The sequence below is a fragment of the Thermanaerothrix sp. genome, assembly GCF_056331585.1.
Genome location: NZ_JBWGPQ010000004.1, coordinates 19,612 through 33,365 on the forward strand (window position 1 = coordinate 19,612; position 13,754 = coordinate 33,365).

At 56.6% G+C, this 13,754-nt stretch carries 13 protein-coding genes; 5 read left to right on the forward strand and 8 right to left on the reverse strand.

Going from position 1 to position 13,754, the window contains the following annotated elements; genetic code table 11:
* The 5 genes from AC01YT_RS02720 to AC01YT_RS02740 all read left to right on the forward strand — a co-directional run bounded on the left by AC01YT_RS02720 (position 1) and on the right by AC01YT_RS02740 (position 4,362).
* A complete protein-coding gene (locus tag AC01YT_RS02720) occupies positions 1–831 on the forward strand; it encodes an ABC transporter substrate-binding protein (RefSeq protein WP_476672684.1) in 831 nt (276 codons plus the stop codon).
* On the forward strand, positions 828–1,760 hold the full coding sequence (locus tag AC01YT_RS02725) for an ABC transporter ATP-binding protein (protein ID WP_476672685.1): 933 nt from the start codon (positions 828–830) through the stop codon (positions 1,758–1,760). The genes AC01YT_RS02720 and AC01YT_RS02725 overlap by 4 nt, the downstream gene beginning before the upstream one ends.
* 88 nt (positions 1,761–1,848) lie before the next feature.
* A complete protein-coding gene (locus AC01YT_RS02730) occupies positions 1,849–2,964 on the forward strand; it encodes a response regulator (RefSeq protein ID WP_476672686.1) in 1,116 nt (371 codons plus the stop codon).
* On the forward strand, positions 2,957–3,715 hold the full coding sequence (locus tag AC01YT_RS02735; protein ID WP_476672687.1) for a DsbA family protein: 759 nt from the start codon (positions 2,957–2,959) through the stop codon (positions 3,713–3,715). Before AC01YT_RS02730 ends, AC01YT_RS02735 begins: the two co-directional genes overlap by 8 nt.
* Positions 3,712–4,362, forward strand: a complete 651-nt coding sequence (locus tag AC01YT_RS02740; RefSeq protein WP_476672688.1) for a deoxynucleoside kinase — start codon at positions 3,712–3,714, stop codon at positions 4,360–4,362. Before AC01YT_RS02735 ends, AC01YT_RS02740 begins: the two co-directional genes overlap by 4 nt.
* 30 nt (positions 4,363–4,392) lie before the next feature.
* Here the strand turns inward: AC01YT_RS02740 and AC01YT_RS02745 are convergent, their stop codons facing one another.
* The 8 genes from AC01YT_RS02745 to AC01YT_RS02780 form a co-directional block, all read right to left on the reverse strand.
* On the reverse strand, positions 4,393–4,653 hold the full coding sequence (locus AC01YT_RS02745) for a stage V sporulation protein S (protein ID WP_054520204.1): 261 nt from the start codon (positions 4,651–4,653) through the stop codon (positions 4,393–4,395).
* Between the two features lie 166 nt (positions 4,654–4,819).
* Positions 4,820–6,229, reverse strand: coding sequence for an NADP-dependent isocitrate dehydrogenase (gene icd, locus AC01YT_RS02750; RefSeq protein WP_476672689.1), 1,410 nt, complete (start codon positions 6,227–6,229; stop codon positions 4,820–4,822).
* An 83-nt stretch (positions 6,230–6,312) separates the two neighbouring features.
* Positions 6,313–7,512, reverse strand: a complete 1,200-nt coding sequence (locus AC01YT_RS02755; protein WP_476672690.1) for a pyridoxal phosphate-dependent aminotransferase — start codon at positions 7,510–7,512, stop codon at positions 6,313–6,315.
* Positions 7,513–7,541: 29 nt separating this feature from the next.
* Positions 7,542–7,766, reverse strand: a complete 225-nt coding sequence (locus AC01YT_RS02760) for a hypothetical protein (protein ID WP_476672691.1) — start codon at positions 7,764–7,766, stop codon at positions 7,542–7,544.
* A complete protein-coding gene (locus AC01YT_RS02765) occupies positions 7,754–8,764 on the reverse strand; it encodes a sugar phosphate nucleotidyltransferase (RefSeq protein ID WP_476672692.1) in 1,011 nt (336 codons plus the stop codon). The genes AC01YT_RS02760 and AC01YT_RS02765 overlap by 13 nt, the downstream gene beginning before the upstream one ends.
* A gap of 63 nt (positions 8,765–8,827) precedes the next feature.
* On the reverse strand, positions 8,828–11,674 hold the full coding sequence (locus tag AC01YT_RS02770; RefSeq protein WP_476672693.1) for a cation-translocating P-type ATPase: 2,847 nt from the start codon (positions 11,672–11,674) through the stop codon (positions 8,828–8,830).
* 173 nt (positions 11,675–11,847) lie between these two features.
* Positions 11,848–13,173: a glucose-1-phosphate adenylyltransferase gene (locus AC01YT_RS02775; protein ID WP_476672694.1), complete on the reverse strand. Its 1,326-nt coding sequence runs from the start codon at positions 13,171–13,173 to the stop codon at positions 11,848–11,850.
* Positions 13,174–13,249: 76 nt separating this feature from the next.
* The gene (locus AC01YT_RS02780; protein ID WP_476672695.1) at positions 13,250–13,720 is read right to left on the reverse strand and encodes an RpiB/LacA/LacB family sugar-phosphate isomerase; all 471 of its coding nucleotides are present in this window, start codon (positions 13,718–13,720) and stop codon (positions 13,250–13,252) included.
* Between the last annotated feature and the right edge of the window lie 34 nt (positions 13,721–13,754).

Genomic DNA, 13,754 nt, shown 5'->3' on the forward strand with positions numbered 1-13,754 from the left:
ATGACAAAGCGCCGTTTGTTCTGTGATGCGTTAGGGCAGAGGGTAGAGTTTCGCTACCCCCCACAGCGGGTGGTGAGCCTGGTTTCGGGATGGACGGAGGCATTGTTTGCTATGGGGTGCGGTGAGCGGGTGGTTGGGGTATCCGCTTATTGTGGGCGTTATGTGCCCAACTTGAGTGTGCCGGTCGTGGGTGATTATCTACATGTAGATGAATCTCTTTTGCACGAGTTACAGCCGGACCTCATTTTGCTGACCACGGGGGTGCAGCGCCCTTTGGCACAAAATCTTGTGCGCCAGGGATGGCCCGTGTTTGTACTACCACTGCCTAATAGCATCTATGGCATATGGGAGAATGTGATTGCGCTGGGCGGCTTATTGGACGACGTCCAGGCGGCGCGTACATTGGTGGCGCGCTGGCAGACGGGTTGGGCAGAGGTAACCGCGCGTGTGCCTCAACCTCGTCCACGGGTTTATGCTGAACTCTGGTTTGGACCACACCCGCGCACGCCCGGTGCGTTGACGTTTATCCATGATGCGCTTGAGACGGCTGGAGGGCATAATATTTTTAGCAATCGTGCGGCGGCTTACCTGCCGTTGGATCTAACTGCGGTGGTGGCGGCGCGGCCGCAGGTGTGGGTGCTCTTCTCCGAACCGGAATATCCGGTAGATGCAGAGCCGTTGAAGTGCGAGCGCGGGTGGGATAAGATGCTTCCTGATCTGCGGGTGATCGTCTCAACGGTACAGCGCGGGCAGAACCTGATTCACGATGGTCCTTCACTGTTAGAGACCACGGCATGGCTGCAGGCGCGCTTAAGGGAGGTGATAGCGTGAACCTAAACGTTAGGAAGGTAACGTCAGTGCCGGTTAACCCGGAGGCGGCTGGCAGATTGTCGGTTGAAAATGTGACGGTCGTCTTACAAGGACGGCGCGTCTTGGAGGATGTTTCGCTCAGTCTGGAACGCGGGCAGATTGTGGCGCTGATTGGCCCCAATGGTGCTGGTAAATCTACATTGATCCGGGCGATCAGCGGCTTGCTCATGCCCGATGATGGCAAAATCCACATTGGTGATTTTGATTTAGGGCGGGCTTCGCCCGCGCAACGGGCGCGCTACCTGGCGGTGGTGCCGCAGATCAGCCAATTACCCACCGTCTTCACTGTTTGGCAGACGGTGTTATTAGGGCGCACGCCCTACTTGAATATCCTAGGACAGATTTCACCTCAGGACGAAAGCATAGCCCGCCAAGCCCTAGCACAAGTGGAAGCCACCCACTTAGCTGAACGCCGCCTGGACGAACTCTCTGGCGGTGAGGTGCAACGGGTACTGTTGGCGCGCGCGCTGGCGCAACAGACGCCCTTTCTGCTCTTGGATGAACCTACCACCCACTTGGATTTGCAGTATCAGGTGACCCTGCTGGCGCACCTGCGCCACTTGGCCGACAATGGCGCCACCTCATCGTTCCCACGGCGGGGGGTATTGATGGTGCTGCATGATCTTAACCACGCCGTTCGTTATGCGGATCGGGTGGCGCTTTTGGTGGCAGGGCGTTTGTGGGCATGGGGCACGCCGCAAGAGGTACTTCAGCCGGAGGTGCTGAGCCGGGCGTTTGGTGTCACCATTGTGATGAGCGAGGTCGCGCCGGATGGTTATCCTTTATTCATTCCACTCCCACCGGACAATGACGGCATTACCACGGCCCCCGGGCTTGGGGCAGAGCAGTGGCTCCCCTCAGCATCCTCGCGGTCGTCGTACCCCGCTTGAAGCAGAGGATAAAAGGTCTTTCAGACCCGACTAAAGGTGGCAAAATCCTGTATAATAGCCACAACTGAAACCAATCAGGGAAAAGCCGATGGCCGCGCGGCGGGTGTTGATTGTTGAGGATACACTGGAATTAGGGCGCATGTTACGCAGCGCCCTATTGACCCTTGATCCAGCGTTGGAGATTCATGTCGTACCTTCGGCCGAGGAAGCCCTGCTGGATGTTTCCCGCCAGGGTGCTGACCTGATAATTGCCGACATTCGCTTGCCGGGGATGTCGGGTTTTGACCTGGTCAAGAAGTTACATCAACGCTTTCCTCAAACGCCCTGCATCTTAATCACGGCGCTTACTGAGGAAGGATTGGCGCAGCGCGCACAAGAAGTTGGCGCAGTGCGTTTTCTGCGTAAGCCCCTCAGTATAAACACCTTTCTGGATGCGGTGGCCGAGGTGTTGAGGATGCCTACCGCACCACCCCCGCCCGCCGAAACTGCACCCAGTACAGGGGAGGAAACACTCCGGCTGGCAGCGCGCCTGGGGCGTCTACGTCAGACCTTAAACGCCCATGCGGTCTTTTTACTGGATGATCGAGGGCACATTGTCGCCCAGGCCGGGGAATGGCTGCCGGCTTATTTTGAAAGTGAATGGATCCCACCCTTAATGGTGGCGCTCAGCGCTGGGATTAAAGTCTCGCGCCTGATTCGTCCTGGCCCGCCGCAAGGGGTCACAGCGTTCAAAGGCGCCGAGGTGGACCTTCTCTTGGCGCCGGTGGGGGTGTTTGCGTTGGTGCTGGTCGTTCCCGCGAACGAGAGTGTGGTGAGATTGCCGTTGGTCTTTGAGGCCGTGCTCCAAGCGGCGCAAGAGGTCGCACGCATTTTGGATGAGATGGGGGTGGGTTATCTCACCGTTACTACAGCGCCGCCACCTCCAGAGCCGCCCTTGACACTGCCCTCCGGCGTGGACGCTGAAGTTGTGCCGGTAGAGGTGCTACCGGTAGAAGCCGCCGAACTTCAACCCTTGGTGGAAAGCCTGGAACAACCGTCACTCCCTGCTGATCCGCAGGTGATTGATGCCTTTTGGGAAGCCGCCGTGAAAGACGAAGCGGTTTCTTTGCTTACCCCTGAAGCCCTCACCTATGAGGAAGCGCGCCGTTTGGGTTTAGTGCCCGATTCTGAAGCCGAGGAATCAACGGAGAATGACAATGAATGATTCACCCTTATCTCTTGAGACTACGTCATCTCCCGCAACGTCATCGGCGGTAATTTCGCGTAAACCTTTGCCCTGGTGGGGAATTTTAGGCCTTGGTCTAGTTGTTTTTCTGCTGGGTTTAGTCACGGGTTACGGCATTTGGGGGCGCCAGGTGGCCGATTTAAAAGCGCAACTGGTGGCGCAGCAGGCTGAAGCCAATGCCCCACGCCAGGTGACGCGTTACGACGTTCCGGTGGATGATGATCCGGTCTTGGGACCGGAAAATGCTCCCATCACGATTATCGAGTTCAGCGATTTTCAATGCCCGTATTGTCAGCGCTGGCATGTGCAGGTCTGGCCGAAAATCCAGGCCGCTTATAGCGACAAGGTGCGCCTGGTGTACCGCGATTTTCCGCTTTACAGCATTCACCCCGAAGCGGCCCCGGCGGCTGAAGCGGCTAATTGCGCCCACGAACAGGGTAAGTTCTGGGAGTTTCACGATTTGCTCTTTAGTGGTGGGCAGGAATTGGGGCGAGAGACGTATTTAGCATATGCCAAGCGCCTGAATCTGAACCTCGATCAGTTCACCACCTGTCTGGATGAACGGCGTTATCAGGCCGAGGTGGAGGGCGATTACACCTATGCCGCTGACCTGGGGATCAATTCCACGCCGACGTTCTTTATCAATGGCATTGCCCTCATTGGCGCACAGCCGTTTGAGGTTTTCCAACAAGTTATTGACCTGGAACTGGCGGGAAAACTCAGCAAATGAAGAAATATGTTATCGTGGCGGGTAACATCGGGGTGGGCAAATCTACCCTGGTGCGTTTATTGTGCGAACGCCTGGGTTGGCAACCGTACTACGAACCTGAGGTGGAAAACCCCTATCTGGGCGATTTTTACCGCGATATGCAGGCCTGGGCGTTTCATTCGCAGGTCTTCTTTCTGGCGCACCGCCTGCGCATCCATCTTCAAATCCAGCGCAGTCCCAATTCGGCGGTGCAGGATCGCAGTTTGTATGAGGATGCCGAGATCTTTGCCCAGGGCCTTTATCTGCAAGGTGCTCTAAGCGAACGGGATTATGCCACCTACCGCGCGCTTTACCAGGCCGCGTGCGATTGCCTGACCCCGCCGGATCTGATGATCTACTTGCGGGCCTCAACGGCGACACTCCAGCGGCGCATTGCCCAGCGTTGCCGTCCCTACGAGCGCGAAATTCCTTTGATGTACCTGGAACGACTCAATGCATTATATGAGGCGTGGGTGGCAGGGTTCACCCTATGTCCGGTCCTGACAGTGCCTGCCGACGACCTGGACTATGTCGCGCGCCCACGCCACTTTGAATTAGTCTTGCAAAAGGTGCAAGAAAAACTGACCGGCAAAGAAGAAGTCCGTTTTGACCCCGCAGAAGTGGCCTGACCCCTGCACCTTTGTGTGGAGCGCTCGGGTTTAGCGTGGTTCGACGATCAATTTGATCGCGGTGCGGATTTTGCCCTCGATGTCCACATCCACAAACTCGGGGATGCATACGATGGAGATTCCATCCTCCATCAAATACCCCCTGGCCAGCACCAATGCTTTGATGGCTTGATTGACGGCGCCGGCGCCGATGGCCTGCACCTCGGCCCGTTTGTGCTCGCGGACTACGCCGGCGATGGCTCCTGCTACGGCTGCGGTGCGGGAATTAGCCTTGACCTTGATGACGTCCATTGCGCGCTCCTTTTCCACGGTGTTTAGCCCACGTGCAACATGCTCCCTGTATGATTATTAATGTGTATTTCATTGTAGCGAAAATAATTTGTGCATTCAAGTCAAATTGCGCAGGAATTTTCAGCGGGCAAAAAGCAGATAACCTATGGAGCGGGGGGCGGTCAATTCAGTCGTCCATGTGGCGGATAATCGCATCCCCAAATTCAGAACAGCGCACCTCGGTGGCATCAGGCATCAGGCGGGCGAAGTCGTAGGTAACGGTGCGGGCAGCGATGGCGCCTTCCATACCCTTGATGATCAGATCCGCCGCTTCATGCCAGCCGAGAAAACGCAACATCATTTCACCGGAGAGGATCACCGAGCCCGGATTAACCTTATCCAGGTCGGCATATTTAGGAGCGGTGCCGTGGGTGGCTTCAAAAATAGCGTGCCCACTCTCAAAATTAATGTTCGCGCCAGGAGCGATGCCAATTCCCCCAACCTGGGCGGCTAACGCATCGGAGAGATAATCGCCATTGAGGTTGGGAGTGGCGAGGACGTCAAAGTCGCGCGGGCGAGTAAGCACATGCTGGAAGGTCACATCGGCAATCGTATCCTTGACCAGCAAGAGGCGTTTCCACTGCCCGTTACCATGGGTGGGCCAGAGTGTGGCCAGGGTGTCTTCAACCTCGGCGCGCACTTTGGCTTGCTGCTCTGGCGGGAGCATGTCGTATCCCGGTTCGATTAAACGAGCGTTTTCTTCAATGCTTAGGTCAGGGTTTTGCTCGCGGTTAGCCAGTATCCATGATTCCCGTTCGGTGACGATTTGGTGGCGAAACTCGCGCTTAGCCAACGCATAGCCCCAATCGCGGAAAGCGCCCTCGGTGAATTTCATGATGTTGCCTTTGTGCACCAGGGTCACGCTGCGGCGGCGGTTCTCTAATGCCCAGCGGATGGCGGCGCGCACCAGGCGCTCGGTGCCCTGCACCGAGATGGGCTTGAGGCTGAATCCAGCGGTTTCCGGAAAGCGGATCTTGGCAAACTGATCCGGGAAGTGTTCCCGCAGTAAAGCCTTGAAGCGCTCGGACTCCGGTGTGCCGTGCTGAAACTCAATCCCGGTGTAAATATCCTCAGTGTTCTCGCGGAAAATGACCATATCCACTAATTCAGGCTGGCGTACGGGTGAGGGCACGCCCTTAAAATAGCGCACTGGGCGCAGGCAAACGTAGAGATCCAGGGCTTTACGTAACGCGACATTGAGCGAGCGAATGCCCCCACCGATGGGCGTGGTCAAAGGGCCTTTAATGCCGACGCGGAACTCCTCGAAGGCACGAAGCGTTTCATCCGGTAACCAGGTGTTGAACTGGCGGAACGATTTCTCTCCAGCATAAACCTCCATCCAGTAAATTTTATGGCGGCTTCCGTAAGCACGGGCAACGGCGGCATCAAAAACACGCACCGCCGCACGCCAGATATCGCGCCCAGTGCCGTCCCCTTCAACATAGGGGATAATTGGATTATCGGGCACATGTAAGCGCCCTTCAGTAAAACGAATCGCCTCCCCACCCTGGGGAATCTGAATCAACTGATAGGTCATGGTGTCTCCTCCAAGGCCGTGATTATCGGCGGATTATATCACGCCTTTTGGGGTCAGATTGGGAATATTGGCGCAGGCCGGGTTTACAACCGCTTCAAAAAGCGTTCGATTCGGCGCAAGGCTTCCTCGATCTTCTCGTAGGCAGTGGCGTAGGAACAACGCACAAACCCCTCACCACCGGCACCGAACGCCGATCCTGGCACCACGGCGACGTGCTCTTCCTGGAGCAGACGCTGGGCAAAGGTTTCATCATCCAGACCGGTAACGCTCACCTTGGGAAAGGCATAGAAAGCCCCTTTGGGTTCAAAGGTGGGTAAGCCCATCCGATTCAATTCGCTGACAATTAGACGGCGGCGGCGGTCATATTCCTCAACCATCATCTGCACTGCCTCATCACGATCGTAAAGCGCGGTGAGGGCAGCAATCTGAGACATGGTTGGTGCCGACATCACAGTGTATTGGTGCACGCGCAGCAACCCCTGCATCAGGTGCTGAGGCCCGCAGGCATAGCCGATGCGCCAACCGGTCATGGCGTAGTCTTTGGAGAACCCACCCAAGAGCAAGGAACGCCCCTTCATCCCCGGCAGGGAGGGGAAGCACACATGTTGGTGCCCGCTGTAAACCAGGCGGTCGTAGATTTCATCCGAGATCACAATCAAATCGTGTTTCTCGGCCAGGCGGGCGATTTCTAACAGGCGCTCGCGGGTAGCCACGGCGCCGGTGGGGTTATTGGGAAAGCCGATCAAGATGGCTTTGGTACGGGGTGTGATGGCGGCTTCAATCGCCTGGGGGTTGACATCAAAGTTGTCTTCCATACGGCAGGGGATCTCGATCGGTACCCCGCCAGCCAGATAGACCTGGGCCTGATAAGAAACGAAACACGGGGTAGGGATGATCACTTCATCACCGGGGTCGAGCAAGGCCGTTGCTGCCAGGTAGAGAGCCTCTGAACCACCCACGGTGATGATGATCTCGGTTTGGGGGTCATAACTCACGCCGTAGAGCCGTTCCAGGTGCGCAGCTAGGGCCTGGCGTAGTTCGAGGATGCCTGCGTTCGATGTGTAGTGGGTCTGGCCGTTGCGCAGGGCCTGGATGCCGGCTTCGATGACGGAGGGTGGGGTGTCGAAATCGGGCTCACCGATGCCCAAGGAGATGACATCCTTCATGGTAGCGGCGATGTCAAAAAAACGCCGAATGCCGGAGGGTTTGAGGCTGGCCACCCGTTGCGAGAGGTATGTGGTGCGGGTAGAGGCCGTGGGGAGGGTAGAAGACGTGGAGGTCATAGGCTCTGGCTCCTTCTTACAGTAAGATCTTATAACAGGTTAACCCGCCATTCGTCATAAAGTTCGCCATAAAACAACTCAAAGCGCCGTCCATCACGCACGCGGACGCGAAAGCATTTACCGCCGGGGATGCGCCACCGGTCTTCAATGGCCTCGATTTCAAGGCGCTCTCCCTCCCAATGAATCGCCAGCGGGCGTTCGGCGTACTCATATCCGGAGTGGCATTCGACCGGATCGGGGTTCATTTCACCCATGCGTCATCTCCCAGATTCAGGCGGTAGGGCGTTCCCTCGAAGCGCACCCGCCGCCCTAACAGAGAACCTGTTAGCACCGTATTACGGACGTGAGATTCTTCATCCAGCACACTATCACTAATCACGCAGGATTCCAAGACGCAGCCCCGTCCGACAGACACGTGCGGTCCGATCACAACATGGTTCAATTGGGCTTCGGGGTGGACGTAAACCGGTGGTATCACAGCGACACCGGCGCGCTGGATAGCTTCGGCGCTGTTATCGTGCCCGTGTTCAAGCAAGTATCGGTTGGTTTCTAAAAGGGCATCTGGGATCCCGGCATCCAGCCAGATGTCCACCTTTTGGGTGCGGAAGCGGGCGCCGCGTTCGAGTAGGATGTTGATGGCATCGGCCAGAAAGTACTCACCGCGCAATGCTAACCCGCGTTGTATCTGCTCTTCAATAGCTGCCACTAGGGCTTCGCCACTGCGGAAATAATAAAAACCCACCACCACCAGGTTGTTAGAAAGGTCTTGAGGCTTTTCAATCAGGCGGGTTACCCAGCCCTCAGCGTTTACCTCGGCGACCCCAAAGCGCCGCGGATCTGGCACCGGTTTGACCCAGGCAATACCGTCCACGTCGGTGTGGGCGAGGAATGAGAGGTCGGTTTCGATCAGCGTGTCTGAAAATGCCATGAGCATGGGGCCGTGCAGATACTCTCGTGCCAGATGGAGCGCATCTGATTGTCCACGCATGACCTCTTGTACCACGTAGTGTACGGTGAGGTCAGGATGGTGCTGTTGCATGTGGGCTTCGATGGCGGTTTGCTGCCCGGGCCCGACAATGAAAACATATTCGATTTTGAAAGAGGCGGGCACACTGTTGAACTGTGCCAAGACGTAATCTAAAACGGTTTTACCTGCCAGAGGGAGTAGGGGTTTGGGCTTGCTCCAGGTATGGGGGCGCATGCGCGTGCCCCAGCCGGCCATAGGGATCGCGATGGTGAGGGTGTGCGTCAAACCTGCCTCCATAGGATGATGGATTGAGTCTCTCACTAATAATTGTATCATTGCTAACCCAGACTACGCCTTACGCGCGCTTAACACAACCTTGGTCATCTCGGCCACTACCGCGGGCAGGAAGATCAAGGGCAGGATGAGTTTCCACTGCGCCCATGAGAGCGGGACGGTGGCGAAGATGGGGTTGAAGAACGGCACATACACGACCATGAGCAACAAAGCCAGCGAACTGAGCACGGCCAGATTCATCCAGCGATTGCTGAACAAACCGATTTTGAGCAGGGGATAACGTTCGGAGCGCGCGGTGTAAGCCCGTAGCAATTCAGAACTGGAAAGGGTGACGAAGGCCAGTGTGCCGGCCAGGGTGGTATCCTCACGCAAGCCCAGACTGAAGGCGATGAGGGTAGCCACCGTGATGGCTACGGTTTGCACGGCCACGCCAATTTGCATGAACCGGTTGATAATGGGTTCCTTGGGTGGACGTGGCGGGTGCTGCATAATATCGGGGTCGCCTTTTTCGGTGCCTAAGGCCAATGCCGGCGCGCCATCGGTGATCAAATTTAGCCAGAGCAACTGGATCGGCAAAAGGGGCGAGAGGACGCGCCCTAGGGCTGGAAAGAGCCAGCGCCCGAAGGCGGTGGGAAGAAAGATAATAAAGATTTCCGCGAGGTTACATGAGATCAGGTAATAGACGAACTTGCGAATATTGCTGTAAATGATGCGCCCTTGCTCGACGGCGGCAACAATGCTGGCGTAGTTATCATCAGTCAACACCATGTCTGCGGTCTCTTTCGCCACATCGGTGCCGGTGATGCCCATAGCAATGCCGATATCGGCGCGTTTGATGGCGGGGGCGTCATTGACGCCATCCCCGGTCATGGCTACGATCTCGCCGTTGGCTTTGAGGGCTTCTACGATGCGCAATTTATGTTGGGGCGAAACGCGGGCAAAAACATCGGTGCGCTGAACTTCGCGCTGCAGCATAGCGTCATCCATGGCATCCAACTGAGCACCGGTTAAGACCTGATGCTGAGGCCGTAACAGCCCAATCGTTTCGGCAATGGCGCGTGCGGTGTTCGGGTAATCGCCGGTAATCATGATGGTACGGATGCCGGCACGGGCGGCTTTTTGCAACGCAGGGATCACCTCGGGGCGGGCCGGATCTATCATGCCGATTAAGCCTACAAAGACAAGGTCGCGTTCCAGGGCTTCAGGATCCGCTTGCTCCGGGAGCGCCGGAATGACACGGTAGGCGACGCCCAGGACTCGTAGCGCCTCACGGGTCATGGCATCGTTGGCGGCCAGAATGCGCTGGCGAGCAGTGTCATCGAGCTGTTGAGGTTGATCGTAACGATCCTGATAATAGCGGCACAGACGGAGTACCTCATCTGGTGCGCCCTTGACGGTGACGACGTGCAGATCGGGTGCCACTTCAGTGCTGAACGGTGAGGCGTCCTCAGGGCGGGGGGCGCGCACGGCGTGAACGGTGACCATGCGTTTGCGCACCGAATCAAAGGGCACCTCTTCTTTGCGGGGATAGGCCATTTGCAGTTGTTCGGGGAGCGCGCCGGCTTTAGCCGCCGCGACCAACAATGCCCCTTCGGTAGGATCCCCCACGATGCGGTAGGCATTTTCACCGTTGTTGGTGTTCACTTCGAGAACGGCGTCGTTATTGAGCGCGCCGATCCACAGTGCGGTGAGAACTGCGGGGTATTGGTTAAAATCCAACGGCTGTCCATGGATGCTGAATTCACCTTGGGGGCTATAGCCATGTCCGCTCACATCAATGAACGTGCCGTCTACCCACAAACGCCTGACGGTCATAGCGTTTTGGGTGAGGGTGCCGGTCTTGTCCGAACAGATCACCGTAGCCGAACCCAGGGTTTCAACTGACGAGAGGCGGCGGATCAGGGCATGGCGGCGAATCATCTCGCGCATGCCTAATGCCAGGCTGATGGTGACAATGGCGGGTAGACCCTCGGGCACGGCAGCAATGGCCAGACTAACGGCAACCATGAACATCTCCAAAATATTCCCGCCTTGCAGGATGCCAGTGAGGAAAACCAGCCCACAAATGACTAGGGCGGCGATGCCCAGGGTTTTACCTAGTTGGTCAAGTTTCCGCTGGAGGGGCGTCTCTTCTTCTTCCATAGTTTGAAGCATGGTGGCAATCATACCCAGTTGCGTGCGCATGCCGGTACTGACCACCACCCCGCGTCCGCGGCCATAGACCACCAAAGTGCCCATAAACGCCGTATTCTTGCGGTCACCAAGGGGCGCATCCTCTTGGAGCAGGCTGGTCGCGTCTTTCTCAACTGCCACCGACTCACCGGTCAGAGCGGCTTCTTCGATGCGTAGGTTGACAGCCTCGAGCAAGCGCAGGTCGGCCGGGACGTAGTTGCCAGCCTCTAAAAAGACGATATCGCCGGGCACCAGGTCCCGCGCGGGGATGGTTTGGCGCCGTCCATCCCGCAGTACCTGGGCTTCGGGGGCTGCTAACTGCCGTAAGGCAGCCAGGGCCTGCTCCGCGCGACTTTCTTGGATAACGCCGAGCACAGCGTTCAAGACGACAATAGCGATAATAGCAGCGGAATCCACCAATGGTTCACCTTGAGAAAGACTGATAGCGCCGGATATGATGGCTGCCACAATGAGCAAGATGACCACGAAATTATTTAATTGCCCGATCACCATTTGCAGGAAGGTGCGACGCTTGGGCTCAACCAGTTGGTTTGGTCCAAATTGCGCCAGACGACGCTTGGCTTCTTCGCTGGTCAGACCGGTTTCTAAAGGTGTGCGCAGGCGTCGGACGGTCTCATGAGCGTTGAGGGCATGCCAGGCGATATTCAAATCCGAAGGCGGTAGGGTTGCGGAGGGCGTTTCGGCGGTTTTGGCGATCGGAACTGTCATGCAACATCTCCCTAAAATGACGTGAAAGGGACATAAGTTATCCCGGTGAGGGGATAAAAATCCCGCCCAGGCAGTCCCTGCTTAATTCTACCCCTCTCTGCTAAATGAAGCATAAATTCCCCGCCCCCTCGGGTCGTATCAGAAATGAGAGTAGTTTTGGGCCCTGGTACGGGCTAAATTTTTTCCGTTTCCACTACCTGTGCCTTAGGTTCCGGAGGCTTCAACTCCGGGCCAATGTACGTGCCAGGCTGAATGATCCCGTCTTTGGGGATGACCACAATGCCATCGCGCACTACCCATCCGTTGCCATCCAGGTCGGTGCCGCGCGGGAAGGGGCGGATGATCACGCCACGGCCAATGCGAGCATTTTTATCAATGATGGCGCCGGAAATCTCGCAACCCGGCCCAATGCCAATCGGTACCGTGCTCAGCATGGTCTCATCGTAATCTTCGCAACCCACTTTTTCGTAATAATCAGCGCCCATTAGCACCGTGTTCTCGATGCGCGCACCATTGCGGATGCGGCTGCGTAGCCCGATCACCGAGCGGCGAATCTCGGCATTGCGGATACAGCACCCTTCGGCGAGCAGAACGTTTTCCAAGACGCTGCGCTCAATGGTGGAGCCGGGCAGGAAGCGGGGGTGCGAGTAAATGGGAAACTCGGGATCGAAGAAATTGAAGGGTGGATTCGGATCGGTCAGGGCGAGGTTGGTCTCGTAAAACGAACGGATGGTTCCAATATCTTCCCAATAGCCATCAAAATCGTAGGAATATACGTGATGATAATTGATGGCGTAGGGAATAACCTCGCCACCGAAGTCATCAAATTCGGGATGTTCTTCTAGAAGTTTAATCAGGGTTTCAATGTTGAAGAGGTAAATCCCCATCGAACCGATGTAAGGGCGTTCGGGGTCATCGCGACTGACCATTTCGGCCAGCAACTCAGGATCCTTGGGCTTTTCGGCGAAGCGGACGATGCGCCCGGTGAGATCGCGCTTGAGAATGCCAAAGCGAGGGGCTTCGGACGTGGGAACGGGCTTCACCGCAACGGTGATCTCGGCACCGCTTTCCAGGTGCTGGCGGAACATCGGGGCGTAGTTCATGCGGTAGAGATGATCGCCGGCCAGGATGAGCACGTAGCGGGCACGGGTGGCGCGAATTTCGAAGAGTTGCTTACGTACGGCATCGGCGGTGCCTTGATACCAATCGCTGCTGGAAAGGGTCTGCTCGGCGGCCCAAATCTGCACCCAGCCACGGTGAAAATTGTCGAATTGATAGGTATTGGTAATGTGGCGGTGTAAGGAGACCGAGTTGTACTGCGTCAGCACGGCAATGCGAAAGATACCGGAGTTGATGCAGTTACTGATGGGGATGTCAATCAGGCGGTACTTTCCGGCGATTGGCACCGCGGGTTTAGACCGTAAAAGCGTCAGAGGGAAAAGGCGCGTCCCTCGACCACCTCCTAAAATGACGGCTAATACCTCATCTAATGTTGGCATGGGGCCTCCTTTTCACACGTTTAACCTATTTTACAGATTTTTTTGCCCCAATGCACGCACCAATACAATAGAAAATTTATAGCGATAAGGTGGATGTCCTCTCCAATTCCGCAATTTGTGCCAGACAGGTGTCATCAGTGGGGTTAGGCTGATAACGGGTTTGGAACCAAGTGGTTAGGATCTCTTTGGCAACCGGCCACGATGTCAAGCGCAAAGAGAGGCAAAGCACGTTGGCGTTGTTCCACAGGCGGGCGCCGCGGGCGGTTTCAGCATCCACGCACAGCGCAGCCCGAATGCCGCGGACTTTGTTGGCGGCAATGCTAACCCCGGTGCCAGTCCAGCAGAATAGGATGCCCTCATTGGCCTCGCCTTTGACCACCGCCTCAGCGACGCGGCGCGCCACAGCCGGCCAATAGGTCTCGGGGGTGGTGTAACTTTCGCCTACGGCAGGGCCGTAGTACGTGACCTGGTGCCCCTCGGCTTCAAGATATTTGAGCACTTCTTCTACAACGTAGGTGCGTTCATCGGCGCCCACAGCTAGTTTCATCGCAACCTCCTGTTTCTCTCATAATACGATAAAA